We start from the raw sequence: 13,744 nt of genomic DNA, 5'->3' as shown, positions 1-13,744 counted from the left end.
TATACACCCGCATCACGGCTGCACCTCCCACCGATCTGACTGTGTTTCCAGCCACTGGGGCGCGCCTGGTTTGGCCAGCACCAGCCAGAGAACAGCGCCCATCAGCAGTATCTCCACCGTCAGCAGTGCAGCGCTCCAGCGGCGCGGATGTTGAACCCGCCCGGCCTCACAGCGCAATATCAGCAGGCCCGTCAGGACATGGCACACCACCAGCGCCGCCACTAATGTCAGCTTGGCAATCAGCCAGAAAGCGGTGGTGCGATTGAGTACAAAGACAAGGGTACCGAAAACAATAGCGGCCAGGGCGGCCGGCGTGGCCACCAGCGTGAACAGCCGACGGGCCAGGGAGTCTTCTTCGGCAGGGAATTCATACAGATTGAGCTGTCCACAATGGCGGTCGACAATCAGCGTGGACAGATACAGTAATGTCACCGCCCAGAGCAACAGAGCGGCCATGTGTAACACCAGAATTCCCAGCATTCGGCGACAGCCCTCCATTGCTACCTGCCTGTGCAGCCCAGTATAGGAGTTAATTGAGGGGGCGTCCCCCTATTGCTGTTCAGTGGCGATCGAAAGCTTCCCCGATAAGGTGGACGCCCACTTCGCTGCGCCACATGGGCACCGCCATAAAAAAAGCGTTATGCTCGTTGAGAAAGGGAGTTGTGAATGAGGCTCTACTATGGTCGGCGGAGTGATGACAACACCAATACGAACGGCGGTTCTGGTTGTTTCTGTGCTGGCCGCCCTGCTCATTGCAGCCGCCCTGGTGGCCTGGTTAATGGTTGATACCGACCAGGTCAAGAAACGGCTTGAGGCCGGGCTCAGCGAAACCCTGAACATGGATGTGCAGGTCGGTCAGCCACTGCACTTCGGCCTGCTGCAGGGGCCGAACGTCACAATCGCAGATCTCAAAGTAAGCAGACAAGGGCAGGTAGTGGCCACTGCCGAAAGCGTCAGTGTGGGGCTTGCCACCTTCAGCCTGCTGACCGGTGATGTGCACCCGATTGACCTCCATATAAAGCGGCCGGAACTGGTGGTCGAGCGTTCCAGTTCGGGTGTGTTCAACATTTACGAGCCCGAACCGGGGGAGCTCGACAAACTGTCGTTGCAAAGGTTGCGGGTGTCCGATGCCCGGCTTACCTACCTTGATCAGACCACGGAAAAGAAATGGCTGATGGAACAATGCGATCTGGATCTGAGCACCATCCGCCATAACGGTGGCACGCTGGAGCAAGTGCTTGAGAGCCTCGCTGCCGAGGGCAAGGTGCAATGCGGCTCGCTCAGCCAGGATCGGCTCAGGGTTTCCGAATTGTCGGTGGAGATCCGTGGCGACAACGGCCTTTTCGAACTGGAACCCATTAGCGCGATTGCTCTCGGAGGAACGCTCTCGGGGCGGATCGAAGCCGACCTTTCGTCCCGAGCCCCCGCTCTTAGCCTTGAAAACCGGCTTGCTGCATTCGATTTCGGTGCGTTCATGAACATGCTGAATCCGGATCAAGTCGCCGCTGGCAACCTTGATCTTGATCTGGCCCTGAGTGCCCAAGGCAGCAACTGGCTGGAATTCCGACAGAGCGCCACGGGCACGTTCAGTCTGAACTCCGGGGAACTTACCTTTGATGGGTATGACCTGGATGAGGAACTGGAGGATTATGCCGAAACCCAACGCTTCAACCTGATCGATGTTGGTGCGGTATTCCTTGCCGGGCCCGTAGGTCTTGCCGTAACGCGCGGCTATGCGTTTACCGGTTTACTCGAAGGCAGCGAAGGCAGTACAACCATTGATCAGATGGTTTCGGAATGGGCTGTTGAAGACGGCGTGGCGCAAGCGCGAGACGTTGCCTTCCGCACCCCGAAAAACCGCCTGGCCCTGACAGGAGCCCTGGATTTCGGCAACTACAGTTTCAAGAACCTGCGGGTAGCCGTAATCGACTCCGAGGGCTGCGCGGTTGTTGAGCAAGAGGTCAGCGGCCCGTTCCGCGACCCCGAGATCGAGAAACCCAACGTTCTGGTCGCTGTGACCGGCCCGATGTTCGACCTGGTCCAGCGCGGAGTGCGGGCGATTACCAATAGCGACTGCGACACCTTTTACACTGGATCGATGCCGCATCCCTGAGCATGGAGTTTTTTGCGAAAGCCAGGCACTGGTGAGCCGGATAGCCCGATCCTTGGAATCGTGATTATTTGCATCGTCCCTGCCGTTGGAAATCACCTGCCAAAAGATCTAATTTTATATACAGGGAGGGACGGACCATGCGTCAGGATAATGTCCAGGAGTCGGACGACAGCTTGCCGGAGCACAGCGAGGGTATCCGGGTAGGCCGGGAACTGCTCGCTGCCACGAGGCCTTACGTTGAAGAGTCTACTGCGACAAGCTGGTGGCACGTCGGCTCTACCTTTGTGTTGATGATTGCTGCGCTGACGGCTGCCGGGATGATCCCGTGGTGGCCCCTCAGACTGGTGTTTTCGGTCTTGGGCGCCCTGCTGATGGTGCGGGCCTTCATCACCTTTCACGACTACCTGCACCGTGCAATTCTCAACAACTCGCGGGTTGCCTACTGGCTCTTCCATGCCTTCGGCGCTCTGATGCTGACGCCAACACGCTCCTGGCTTGCCAGCCACAATTATCACCACGGCCATGTGGGCCAGATATCGGATGCCGGTGTGGGCGCTTTTCCGCTCATTACCGCCCGTATGTGGCGGGACTCAACGCCGTGGCAGCGCTTTACCTATCGCGCCCAGCGCAATCCCCTGGTGGTGCTGTTGAGTTACCCTGTTGTTTTCGGTTTGAACATTACGCTCATGCCTCTGCTGAGGAACCCCCGCAAACACCTCGACTCCCTGACCGCACTGATCAGCCATTTCGGGTTGATCGCCGTGGTGTGGATGCTGGGCGGGTTCAGCATGGTCTTCTTTGTCATCCTGCTGCCGATCACCCTGGCCTCCGCGATGGGGTGCTATCTGTTTTTTGCCCAGCACAGTTTCCGGCGCATGCAGATTGCTTCGCCCGAAGCCTGGACCTATTACCGGGGGGCCATGGAGTCTTCAAGTTATATGCGGATGAATAAGGTTATGCAGTGGTTTACCGGGAATATTGGCTACCACCATATTCACCATCTCAACGTTCGAATTCCCTTCTACCGCCTTCCCGAAGTTATGGACGCGATACCTGAACTGCAATCACCGTTGGTCACGACCCTTGCCCCCGGCGATATTGCAGACTGCTTCCGGTTCGCCCTTTGGGATGAAGATAAACAGCGAATGGTGTCCTATCGGGAGGCCGGCGGCTGAGTCTTCGCTCAACAACCGGCTGAAGGCAGGTTGCCTCCCAGCATGTTTTCAACCACTGCTGCATTATAGAAGGCTTCAACCGTCTGTATTTTATCGTTCCGGACACGAAACCAGACGGCAAGCCGCACATCTCCGATCGGCTCGAAGTGGGTCCGGTAGTCCAGGATCGCGAATACGTGATCGCCGTCGGCACTGAGCTGACGGACAACCAGGTCTTTCTGGATGGCAGCCATACCGAACTGGTAGGCCAGCATGTCATCGGGGCGAAGAAACCGCATATTCGGCCCCACATATTCAAACCCCTCGGTAACCAGCCAGGCCTTTGCTTCATCAAAGCGCTGCGCATGGATATCGGCGATGAACTGCGCCACGATGTCTTTTGGCTGCATGAATGGACTCCGTTTCTGCGATAGGGATGATTCGGGTGCCTGGATTCCCGTTGATACCGGAAAAGTTGCGGGCTCAACTCACATCTAGTCTATAAAGCCGGCAATGACAAATCAGCCCGTCCTCTCCTTGCTTGACCTCAAGTTTACTTGAGGTTTTACACTCAGCTATGTCGGTCGGCAAGTCGCTGACCTCAAAAAAGGAGAACGCATCATGCAACAGATACTGCCGGATCTCTGGGAAACAGAAGTTGAACGCCCTGCCCCGGGGCTCAACACACACGCCTACCTGTTAACGCGTCCTCAGGGCAATATCCTGTTCTATAACACCAGCAAAGACAGTGCCTGGCCGGTGATCCAGGAGTTGGGAGGAATCAGCTTGCAACTGCTGAGCCACCAGGATGAGGTTGGCCAACCGCTGCAACTCATTCGTGAGCGCTTCGGAGCAAAGCTGGGCATCCATGAACTGGAGCGGGACGCAGCGGCGAAGTTCTGCGAGCCGGACCTGCTGTTCAGCGAATCCGGACCGCTTATTGAGGGCGTGGATATCATTCACACCCCCGGCCATACGCCGGGAAGCACCTGTTTCCAGGTCACAGGCCAGGACGGTCTGGTTTATCTGTTTACCGGCGACACCCTGTACCGCGCTGAAGGGGGCGACTGGCGTGCGGGCATGATTGACGGTTACAGCAACCGGCCACAGTTACAGAGCAGCCTCCATAAGCTGCGAACGCTGGCTCCGGATGTGGTGATCTCAAGCGCTTTTAGCGGTGATGCCAGCCACCAGCACCTGAAGGATAACGAGTGGCAACAGCTGCTGGACGATGCACTGGCCGAGCTGGGATGAAAGGCAGGCCTCTCACGCCGGAGAGCTTCCCAGCTTCTCCGGCAATCCATCTCTCATTCCCATCGCCAGAAAATTTTCATCTCGTTGTCGATTTCCATCGGCACTGCGCGACTCACCAGTGAAAACACTCAACAATCACCGGAGAACAAGTTATGAAATACATGCTGATGCGCAAGGCCGATACCGACACTGAGAATGCCGTCTTACCCACTGAAGGCATCCTGCAGGCAATGGCCGACTATAATGATCGCATGACGCAGGCCGGAGTTTTTGTGGATGGCAACGGGTTGAGACCAACGAGCGAAGGCTGCCGCATTCAGTTCCGTAACGGCGAACCCACCGTGATCCAGGGCCCGTTCGAACAAACCGGCGAGCTGCTGGCCGGCTACAGCGTGCTTGAAGTGGATTCCCTGGAAGAAGCCATCGCCTGGGCCAAACAGTGGCCTCCGGAGGATGCGGACGGTAATGTCACCCTTGAGTTACGCCGTTACTTTACACTGGAGGATTTCGAACCCAGCCCTGCGCTTGAACAACACCGAGCGCAGGAAAGGCTACCCCGGGAGATGAATGTGCATGTGGCCTTTGCCGGCAACTGCCGGGAAGCCATGGAATTTTATGCGGAGGTGACCGGAGGCAACCTGGAAGCCATGATTACCTACGGAGAAACGCCAGCAGCGGAGGACATGCCTCCGGAGATGCATGAACGCATCATCCACTCGTCCCTTAATCTCCGGGGCCGTCGGCTGATGGGGGCAGATATGGCAGGCGATTGCTATCAGCCGCCCCAGGGTGCCCAGGTTCACCTGGACTACGCCAGTCCCGAACAGGGAGAGCGGGTATTCCAGGCGCTTTCCGAAGGGGGCACGGTCATCATGCCGTTTGAAAAAACGTTCTGGGCACACCGTTTCGGCATGGTCACGGATCGTTTCGGCGTACAGTGGATGATCAGCGCCGAGCTCGAACATTGCCAGTAAGCCAGACAAGGGAGATAAAGCATGACGACGCGAGCCAAAAACACGATATGCCTGTGGTACAACGGGGATGCCGAAGAGGCGGCACAATTTTACGCAGAAACCTTCCCGGACTCATCGGTGGATGCCGTGCTCCGCGCGCCGGGCGACTATCCGGCCGGCTCCGAGGGGGACGTTATTACGGTGGAATTCACTGTGCTGGGCATTCCCTGCCTCGGACTCAATGGCGGCCCGGCTTTCAAGCACTGTGAAGCCTTCTCGTTTCAGGTGGCCACAGCCGATCAGGAGGAAACGGATCGTTATTGGCATGCAATTGTGGGCAACGGCGGCGAAGAAAGCGCATGTGGCTGGTGCAGAGACAAATGGGGAATTTCCTGGCAGATCACGCCAGTGGCTTTGTCAGAAGCGATAGCCGATCCTGATCGCGCTGCCGCCAAGCGTGCGTTCGAGGCCATGATGCAGATGGGGAAGATCGACATAGCGACCATTGAGGCGGCGCGCCGGGGTTGATGCTTCGCCGCTCAGCTACCCCGCTTGTCCTCGTACATGCTGGTATCTGCCTTGCTCAGCAATTATCTCGCGGTCTCCCCATCTTCCGGGTACAAAACTGTGCCGATGCTGCATGTACGAGGACAAGCGGTATCGAGTGCTGCATGATCGCAGATATCCGTCAGCAGGACCGTGAATTCATCGCCACCCATACGGGCGACGGTATCCGTCTCACGCGTACAGAACTCCAACCGGCGGCCCTGTCATCTCGCTCACGGAGTAACCAGGCAACCGCTCACATGCTTCACTGCTAAACACGATTGTTCCATGTTCAGTTGAGTTGATCTTTGTCAGTTTACCTTCTTGCGAGAGGGTCCATACTAACTGTGGCTGAAGGTTCCATCAGCGAGCTACTATGGACAGGAGACGCTCCATGACTGACGAAAAGCCCCCCTCATCGAATCCCGAAGAAGACCTGGCAACACGATTTCCCACGGCGTACACCATACTGTTTATACTGATCATTCTGGTTGCAGCCCTGACCTGGATAGTTCCGGCGGGGCAGTATGAGCGCTCCATGAACGAAGACGTCGGGCGGGAAGTGGCAGTGCCCGGCACCTACCAGACTGTCGACCCCAACCCCCAGGGTTTTGTGGACGTCATGCTGGCGCCCACGGCTGGCTTCTATGACCCTGACAGCTATGCGGCCAACGCTATTGATGTAGCTTTGTTTGTTCTGTTCCTTGGTGGTTTCCTGGGGGTCATGAACGCCACCGGTGCGATCGATACCGGCATCCGCAGCGCCATGCACCGGCTGGAAGGGCGTGAGATATGGATGATCCCGATACTGATGACCCTGTTCGCCCTGGGTGGCACAACCTATGGCATGGCCGAGGAGACCCTGGCGTTCTACGCCATTCTGATACCGGTGATCATCTCGGCAGGGTATGACGCCGTGATCGGGGTCGCCATCATTCTGGTGGGTGCCGGCATCGGTGTGCTGGGGTCCACCATAAACCCGTTCGCGACGGTTATTGCCGCGAACGCCGCCAATATCCCCTTTACTGACGGCATTGTGCTGCGATTTGTCCTGCTTGTGGGTGGCCTTATTATCTGTGCCGCCTATGTGATGCGCTATGCCCATCGGATCAAGCTGGACCCGTCCCGCTCTGTGGTTGCCAAACAGAGAGAAGCCCACCGCAAGCTCTTCCTCCAGGGCCATGATGAGCTGGAAAACTTTGAACTCACAGGCACCCAGAAAATAGCCCTGATCATCTTCGCCCTCACCTTCGTGGTTATGATCTGGGGCGTATCGTCACAGGGCTGGTGGATGGCGCAGATGGGCTCGCTGTTCTTTGGCTCTGCCATCGTGATTGGCCTTATTGCCCGGCTGGGTGAAAAAAAGCTGACCGGCAGTTTTGTCGACGGCGCCCGCGACCTGCTCGGTGTTGCCCTGGTGGTGGGCCTGGCCCGGGGCATTGTGGTGATCATGGAGCAAGGCATGATTGCCGACACCATCCTGCACAGCGCCGAAACCACCCTGGGCGGATTGCCGGAACTGGCCTTTATCAACCTGATGTTCTGGATTGAAGTGGGCATGAGTTTCTTTGTGCCGTCCTCATCCGGCCTGGCTGTGCTGTCCATGCCCATCCTTGCGCCACTGGCGGACTTCGCCAACGTGGGACGTGATCTGGTGGTTACCGCTTACCAGTCAGCCAACGGCCTGGTGAACCTCATCAACCCGACGTTTGCTGTGGTGGTTGGTGGCCTGGCTATCGGCCGCGTGTCCTATGACCGCTGGCTGGCATTCATCTGGCCCCTGCTGCTGATTCTCACCGTGTTCATCACCGTGGTGATCAGTATCGGCGCGTTTCTATAATCCTGGGCAAAGGAGCACGGGACATGGCTGAACACACCCTTGGCGTTCATTCCGAAACCGGCACGCTACGGCAGGTGATCGTCTGCCGGCCGGGCCTGGCCCACCGAAGGCTGACACCGTCCAACTGCGATGCACTGCTGTTCGACGATGTGTTCTGGGTCAAGCAGGCCCAGAAAGACCACGACGTCTTCGCCGGACTGATGCGTGCCCGGGGCGTGGAGGTGCTGGACGTTAACGAACTGCTGGCAGAGACACTTGATCTCCCGGAGGCACGGGCCTGGATCCTCGACAACCGGATTACCTGGAACCATATCGGCGTGGGCATGATCTCGGACCTCCGTGCCTGGATGGACGAGCTTCCCGGCCAGACCCTGGCGGAGTTCCTGATCGGCGGACTGGAAGTGGGCGACCTGCCTTTTGACCCGTCCGGCCTGTTTGGTAACCACCTGGGGCCTCACGGGTTCGTGCTGCCACCGCTGCCAAACTTCCTGTTCACCCGGGACAACAGCGCCTGGATCTATGGCGGTGTCACCCTGAACCCCATGTACTGGGCTGCGCGCAAACCGGAAACATTGCTGATGAGCGCGATTTACCGGTTCCATCCGAAGTTCGCCGGCCAGGTTAACGTGCACTGGGGTGATCCTCTCCAGGACCACGCCCTGGCAACCCTGGAAGGAGGCGACATCATGCCGGTGGGCAATGGCGTGGTGCTGGTGGGTATGGGTGAACGCTCATCCCCCCAGGCTATCGGCCAGTTGGCCCGGGCTCTTTTTGCCAACGGCACTGCAGAGCGTGTGATCGCCTGCCAGATTCCAAAAACCCGTTCCGCGATGCACCTGGACACCGTGTTTACCTTCTGCGGCGGCAATGTGGTAACGACCTTCAAGGAAGTCGCGGATCAGATGATCTGCTACGACCTGCGCCCGGGCAAGGGCAGCAAGCACCTGTCGTTCCAGCAGGATCCACGCCCTTTGTTTGACGTGGTGGCGGAAGTGCTGGGCTATCCATCGCTGAAAGTAGTCGCCACTGGTGGTGACACTCCTGCGGAGCGGGAGCGGGAGCAGTGGAACGATGGCAACAACGTACTGGCCCTGAGCCCGGGCGTCGTCATCGGTTACGACCGCAACGACGATACCAACGCCGCCCTGGAAGCCGCCGGCATAGAAGTGCTGGCCATTCCCGGTGCGGAACTGGGCCGTGGCAGGGGCGGTGGGCGCTGCATGAGCTGCCCGACCATACGAGACGCAGTCTGACAAGGAAGGAGCAGAACCATGGCTTTCAATCTCAAGAACCGGCATTTCCTGACCCTGCGGGACTTCACTCCCCGGGAGATCACCTTTTTGCTCAAGCTTTCAGCAGACCTTAAAACCGCCAAATACGCGGGCACCGAAGTTCCGCAATTACAGGGCAAGGATATTGCGCTGATCTTCGAAAAAAACTCCACCCGAACCAGGGTGGGTTTCGAGGTTGCAGCGTTTGATCAGGGTGCCCGGGTAACCTATCTGGGGCCGACGGGCACCCATATCGGCCACAAGGAATCCGTCAAGGACACCGCCCGTGTGCTGGGGCGCGTTTACGACGCCATTGAATACCGTGGCTTCGGCCAGGCGGTTGTTGAGGAGCTGGCGCAATATGCCGGCGTGCCTGTCTACAACGGCCTGACCAACGAGTTCCACCCCACACAGATACTGGCGGATTTCCTGACCATGCAGGAAAACGTGGAAAAGCCCCTGCGGGACGTGGCATTTGTATTCATCGGGGACGCCGCCAACAACATGGGTGACAGCCTGCTGATTGGTGGCGCCAAGATGGGCATGGACGTACGCCTGTGTGCTCCCAAAGCCTGCTGGCCCAGTGAGGCGATTCAGAACGAGGCCCGAGCCATTGCCAGTGACACCGGTGCACGGATCATGATCACTGAAGACATTGATGCGGCCGTAACCGGCGTGGACTTTGTCTACAATGACGTTTGGGTGTCCATGGGCGAGCCCAAGGAGAAGTGGGCGGAACGGATCAAACTGTTGCAGCCCTACCAGGTCAACGCCGGGCTGATGGAGAAGAGCGGCAATCCCCGGGTAAGGTTCATGCACTGCCTTCCTGCCTTCCATAATACCGAAACCACCGTTGGCAAGGAGATACAGGCGGAGTTCGGTATCGATGCCATGGAAGTCACCGAAGAGGTCTTTGAGAGCCCCGCCTCCATTGTGTTTGATCAGGCGGAAAACCGGATGCACACCATCAAAGCGGTGCTTGTCGCCACACTTGGAACATGACAAAGGGAGCCTGACATGCTTGTGGTAGCAGCTCTGGGAGGCAATGCCCTGTTGCGGCGCGGAGAACCACTGACCGCCGGGGCCCAACGCGCCAATGTTAAGATTGCCGCGGAATCACTGGCGAGCATTGTACGTGCCGGCCATCAACTGGTTATCACCCACGGCAACGGCCCGCAGGTGGGCCTGCTGGCGCTTCAGGGCGCCGCCTACAAGCCGGACGAAGCCTATCCGCTGGACGTACTGGGTGCCGAAACGGAAGGCATGATCGGCTATATCATCGAGCAAGAGCTGGAAAACGCCCTGGCCCACGACCGCCCGGTGGCAACCCTGCTGACCCAGGTGCTGGTGGACAAGGACGACCCAGCCTTCCAGAACCCCACAAAGTTTGTCGGGCCGGTTTATGAGAAGGCAGAGGCCGAAACCAGAGCAGAAGCCGCCGGCTGGCACATCGCCCGGGATGGCGACAAGTGGCGCCGGGTGGTGCCCTCCCCCAAGCCCCTGGAAATTCCGGACATGCGGGTGCTCCAACTGCTGCTGGATCAGGGCGTGGTGGTGATCTGCGCCGGAGGCGGAGGCATTCCTGTTCTGCGCCGGGACGACGGCAGTATGATCGGAGTGGAGGCCGTGATCGACAAGGACGCGGCCAGTGCTCTGCTAGCCCGACAGCTGGGGGCCGACGCCCTGTTGCTGCTCACCGATGTGGACGCCATCTACCGCGATTTCGGCACGGACGCCGCTGAACCCATTCACCAACTCACCGTTGCCGACGCCACTGAGCTGGACTTGCCAGCTGGCTCCATGGGTCCCAAACTCACCGCCGCGGCCGGTTTTGCGCAGGGAGGCGGCATCAGTGGTATAGGCAGGCTTGAGGATGCAGTCGCGATCCTGGAACGCCGGGCAGGTACCTGTGTTGTCAGTTGATTCGTCGAACGTGCAGCCGCCGGAACAGCACTGGCACACCCTAGAGGCCTCCAGTGCCAGAGAACAGCTGGAAGCCACCAACCCCCTGAGTGCTGACGAGGTCAGGTCCCGGCTGGCCGCCTATGGCCCCAACCGCCTGCCGGAAGGAAAGGCAAGCGGGCCCCTGGCCAGGCTCGGGCGCCAGCTCCGTAACTTCCTGATATACGTTCTGTTGGCAGCCGCCGCCATTACCGGTGCGCTCGGCCATTGGGTGGACGCAGGGGTGATTATGGCGGTAGTGGTCATCCAGACACTGGTGGGCTTCATACAGGAAGGCAAGGCTGAACAGGCGCTGTCTGCCATCCGGCACATGCTGGCGCCGAAAGCCCGCGTAATCCGTGAAGATGGCCAGCATCAGATTGATGCCGCTGACCTGGTACCCGGGGACACAATCCTGCTGGAACCCGGAGACCGTGTACCGGCGGATATCCGGCTGGAAAAGTGCCACAACCTGAAGATCGAAGAAGCCATTCTGACAGGTGAATCCGAGGCGGTAGAGAAATCCCCGGAACCGGCAGAGAAAGACGTTGCACTGGGTGACCAGAACGGCATGGCGTTTTCCGGCACCATGGTGTCCACGGGAACCGGTCGCGGCGTGGTGGTTCGCACCGGATCAGCGACAGAAATCGGTCGTATCTCCGGTCTTCTGGCCCGCACCACCTCCCTGAAAACGCCGTTGCTGGAACAGATGGACCGTTTCGCCCGGGTGCTTTCAATCATCGTTATCGTCGCCGGAGCGGCCATTTTCGCGGGTGGCCTTGTATTCAGTGGCCTGCCCTTCCGGGAATTGTTCATGGCCGTGGTTGGCTTGACGGTGGCGGCGATTCCCGAGGGACTGCCCGCGATACTCACCATTACCCTGGCCATCGGTGTGCGCCAGATGGCACGCCGCCAGGCGGTTGTCCGGCGAATGCCCGTTATCGAGTCTCTGGGGGCGGTTTCCGTTATCTGCTCCGACAAGACCGGCACCCTCACCCGCAATGAAATGATGGTGACCACCGCCGTGCAGGGCCATCGAAGGCTGGATGTGACTGGCGAGGGCTATGAACTGGAAGGCGTGGTGCGTCAGGACAACCAGCCCGCCGAAATCACCGGGGCGCTGGATGAGCTCGCCCGCGCCGCCGCCCTCTGCAACGATGCCCATCTTGATTTTCGGGACGGTTCTCCACGCATCCAGGGCGACCCCATGGAAGCCGCCCTGAAGGTATTTGCCCACAAGGCGGCGTTCGATATCGAAGCCAGTGCCAGCTACTGGCCCCGCAAGGATGAGATTCCCTTCGACACCCAGACCCGCTTTATGGCCACTCTGAACCACGATCACCATGGCCATGGTGTGGTGTATATCAAGGGTGCACCGGAGCGCATCCTGGATATGTGCGAAGCAGAGTTAGCGGCGGATGGCGAAACAGCCGCCCTGGACCGGGCCCGGTGGGACCAGGTAATTGCCGATCTGGCATCGGAAGGTCTGAGGGTGCTTGCACTGGCGCGCAAATCCGTACCCCGTGGCACCACGGACCTGGCCGTTGAGGACCTGGATACCGGTGTAGAACTGCTGGGGCTCGTGGGCCTGCTGGACCCACCCAGACAGGAAGCGATCCGCGCCATTTCCGACTGCCATGATGCCGGCATCCGGGTAAAAATGATCACCGGGGACCATGCCCTGACCGCCGGCGCCATTGCCCGCAAACTGGGGCTGCGAAACAGCGAGCGGGTGTTAACAGGGAAGGAACTGGATGGCCTGAGTGCCGAAGAATTGCAACGGTTGGCGACCGAAGTGGACGTGTTTGCCCGCACCAGCCCGGAACACAAACTGAGGCTGGTGGAGGCCCTGCAGGCGCAACACGGCGTTGTCGCCATGACCGGCGACGGTGTCAATGACGCCCCCGCCCTGAAGCGCGCCGATGTGGGCATCGCCATGGGCGTCAAGGGCTCTGAAGCGGCACGGGAAGCTTCTTCGGTGGTCTTGCTGGACGATAACTTTGCCAGCATCGCCGCTGCCGTTCGCGAGGGGCGCACCGTCTACACCAACCTCAAAAAGGGCATCGCGTTCATGTTGCCCATCAACGGCGGCGAGTCCATCAGCCTTATCACCGCTTTGCTGCTGGGGCTGGCACTGCCCATTTCGGCGCTGCAGATTCTGTGGGTCAACATGGTCAGTTCTGTTGTTCTGGCCATGACCCTGGCCTTTGAACCACCGGAACCGGATGTCATGAAACACCCGCCACGGCCCAGAGATCAGTCCTTGCTGCAGGGCTTCCTGGTCTGGCGGGTGTTTTTTGTATCGCTCCTGTTCCTGGTGGGTATCTTCGCAGCCTGGTTCTGGGCCATGCACCACCATGGCGACCAGAGCGTAGCTCGCACCCTGGCCGTCAATACCCTGGTGGCGATGGAGGTATTCTATCTTTTTGCAGTGCGCTACCTGGACACACCGTCGATCACATTCCGCGGCGTGCTGGGAACACCAGTGGTGTTGGGGGCTGTGGCCGCTGTCGTGGCCCTGCAACTGCTGTTTACCTATCTGCCATGGTTTCACAGTACCTTTGAAACCAGCGCCCTTCCCCTGGAAATGCTGGTCTTTGCCAGCCTCGCAGGCGTATCTGTGCTGGTAATCCTGGAGATTGAAACCTGGGTTCGCAGGCGCTGGGCCTGAA

Annotated in this window: 12 protein-coding genes and 1 pseudogene; 10 read left to right on the top strand and 3 right to left on the bottom strand. The window is 59.1% G+C overall.

Annotated elements, in window-relative coordinates:
- Nucleotides 1-12: 12 nt before the first annotated feature.
- Nucleotides 13-480 (bottom strand): CopD family protein, encoded by a 468-nt coding sequence (locus ACJO3M_RS14980; RefSeq protein ID WP_407002193.1) that lies wholly within the window; start codon nt 478-480, stop codon nt 13-15.
- 214 nt (nt 481-694) lie between these two features.
- Here ACJO3M_RS14980 and ACJO3M_RS14975 point away from each other — a divergent pair, with 214 nt between their 5' ends.
- Both ACJO3M_RS14975 and ACJO3M_RS14970 read left to right on the top strand, forming a co-directional pair.
- The gene (locus ACJO3M_RS14975; protein WP_407002192.1) at nt 695-2,113 is read left to right on the top strand and encodes an AsmA family protein; all 1,419 of its coding nucleotides are present in this window, start codon (nt 695-697) and stop codon (nt 2,111-2,113) included.
- 137 nt (nt 2,114-2,250) lie between these two features.
- Nucleotides 2,251-3,288: a fatty acid desaturase family protein gene (locus ACJO3M_RS14970; protein WP_407002190.1), complete on the top strand. Its 1,038-nt coding sequence runs from the start codon at nt 2,251-2,253 to the stop codon at nt 3,286-3,288.
- A gap of 8 nt (nt 3,289-3,296) precedes the next feature.
- Here ACJO3M_RS14970 and ACJO3M_RS14965 read toward each other — a convergent pair whose 3' ends face one another.
- A complete protein-coding gene (locus ACJO3M_RS14965) occupies nt 3,297-3,677 on the bottom strand; it encodes a nuclear transport factor 2 family protein (RefSeq protein ID WP_407002189.1) in 381 nt (126 codons plus the stop codon).
- A gap of 211 nt (nt 3,678-3,888) precedes the next feature.
- Between ACJO3M_RS14965 and ACJO3M_RS14960 the strand changes: the two genes are divergently transcribed.
- The 3 genes from ACJO3M_RS14960 to ACJO3M_RS14950 all read left to right on the top strand — a co-directional run bounded on the left by ACJO3M_RS14960 (nt 3,889) and on the right by ACJO3M_RS14950 (nt 6,002).
- The gene (locus ACJO3M_RS14960) at nt 3,889-4,521 is read left to right on the top strand and encodes an MBL fold metallo-hydrolase (RefSeq protein WP_407002188.1); all 633 of its coding nucleotides are present in this window, start codon (nt 3,889-3,891) and stop codon (nt 4,519-4,521) included.
- Between the two features lie 152 nt (nt 4,522-4,673).
- Nucleotides 4,674-5,495 (top strand): YciI family protein, encoded by an 822-nt coding sequence (locus tag ACJO3M_RS14955; protein ID WP_407002187.1) that lies wholly within the window; start codon nt 4,674-4,676, stop codon nt 5,493-5,495.
- A gap of 21 nt (nt 5,496-5,516) precedes the next feature.
- Nucleotides 5,517-6,002 (top strand): VOC family protein, encoded by a 486-nt coding sequence (locus ACJO3M_RS14950; RefSeq protein WP_407002186.1) that lies wholly within the window; start codon nt 5,517-5,519, stop codon nt 6,000-6,002.
- A gap of 65 nt (nt 6,003-6,067) precedes the next feature.
- On the opposite strand, the pseudogene ACJO3M_RS14945 reads toward ACJO3M_RS14950, so the two are convergent.
- Nucleotides 6,068-6,238 (bottom strand): annotated as a pseudogene (locus tag ACJO3M_RS14945) (diguanylate cyclase domain-containing protein); the annotation flags it as partial.
- 176 nt (nt 6,239-6,414) lie between these two features.
- Between ACJO3M_RS14945 and ACJO3M_RS14940 the strand changes: the two are divergent.
- From ACJO3M_RS14940 to ACJO3M_RS14920, 5 genes are read left to right on the top strand one after another with little or no spacing between them, the layout of a single operon-like run.
- Entirely contained in the window at nt 6,415-7,860 is a 1,446-nt protein-coding gene (locus ACJO3M_RS14940; RefSeq protein WP_407002185.1) for a YfcC family protein, read from the top strand.
- 23 nt (nt 7,861-7,883) lie between these two features.
- Entirely contained in the window at nt 7,884-9,113 is a 1,230-nt protein-coding gene (locus tag ACJO3M_RS14935) for an arginine deiminase (protein WP_407002184.1), read from the top strand.
- Nucleotides 9,114-9,131: 18 nt separating this feature from the next.
- Nucleotides 9,132-10,133, top strand: coding sequence for an ornithine carbamoyltransferase (gene argF, locus ACJO3M_RS14930; protein WP_407002183.1), 1,002 nt, complete (start codon nt 9,132-9,134; stop codon nt 10,131-10,133).
- 15 nt (nt 10,134-10,148) lie between these two features.
- On the top strand, nt 10,149-11,054 hold the full coding sequence (gene arcC / locus ACJO3M_RS14925) for a carbamate kinase (RefSeq protein WP_407002182.1): 906 nt from the start codon (nt 10,149-10,151) through the stop codon (nt 11,052-11,054).
- Nucleotides 11,005-13,743 carry a cation-translocating P-type ATPase gene (locus tag ACJO3M_RS14920; protein ID WP_407002181.1) on the top strand — a complete coding sequence of 913 codons (2,739 nt, stop codon included), beginning with the start codon at nt 11,005-11,007 and terminating at the stop codon, nt 13,741-13,743. Before arcC ends, ACJO3M_RS14920 begins: the two co-directional genes overlap by 50 nt.
- The last annotated feature ends 1 nt before the right edge of the window (nt 13,744 follow it).

The organism is Marinobacter alkalisoli (assembly GCF_045449795.1).
Taxonomy (GTDB): domain Bacteria; phylum Pseudomonadota; class Gammaproteobacteria; order Pseudomonadales; family Oleiphilaceae; genus Marinobacter.
Note: the sequence above shows the minus strand (reverse complement) of the source record. Positions and strands in the feature narration are given on the sequence as shown.

Excerpts from the sequence above, each read along its gene's own strand:
- ACJO3M_RS14980 (WP_407002193.1), bottom strand. The coding sequence starts at position 480 with ATGCTGGGAATTCTGGTGTTACACATGGCCGCTCTGTTGCTCTGGGCG.
- ACJO3M_RS14975 (WP_407002192.1), top strand. The coding sequence starts at position 695 with ATGACAACACCAATACGAACGGCGGTTCTGGTTGTTTCTGTGCTGGCC.
- ACJO3M_RS14970 (WP_407002190.1), top strand. The coding sequence starts at position 2,251 with ATGCGTCAGGATAATGTCCAGGAGTCGGACGACAGCTTGCCGGAGCAC.
- ACJO3M_RS14965 (WP_407002189.1), bottom strand. The coding sequence starts at position 3,677 with ATGCAGCCAAAAGACATCGTGGCGCAGTTCATCGCCGATATCCATGCG.
- ACJO3M_RS14960 (WP_407002188.1), top strand. The coding sequence starts at position 3,889 with ATGCAACAGATACTGCCGGATCTCTGGGAAACAGAAGTTGAACGCCCT.
- ACJO3M_RS14955 (WP_407002187.1), top strand. The coding sequence starts at position 4,674 with ATGAAATACATGCTGATGCGCAAGGCCGATACCGACACTGAGAATGCC.
- ACJO3M_RS14950 (WP_407002186.1), top strand. The coding sequence starts at position 5,517 with ATGACGACGCGAGCCAAAAACACGATATGCCTGTGGTACAACGGGGAT.
- ACJO3M_RS14940 (WP_407002185.1), top strand. The coding sequence starts at position 6,415 with ATGACTGACGAAAAGCCCCCCTCATCGAATCCCGAAGAAGACCTGGCA.
- ACJO3M_RS14935 (WP_407002184.1), top strand. The coding sequence starts at position 7,884 with ATGGCTGAACACACCCTTGGCGTTCATTCCGAAACCGGCACGCTACGG.
- argF (WP_407002183.1), top strand. The coding sequence starts at position 9,132 with ATGGCTTTCAATCTCAAGAACCGGCATTTCCTGACCCTGCGGGACTTC.
- arcC (WP_407002182.1), top strand. The coding sequence starts at position 10,149 with ATGCTTGTGGTAGCAGCTCTGGGAGGCAATGCCCTGTTGCGGCGCGGA.
- ACJO3M_RS14920 (WP_407002181.1), top strand. The coding sequence starts at position 11,005 with ATGCAGTCGCGATCCTGGAACGCCGGGCAGGTACCTGTGTTGTCAGTT.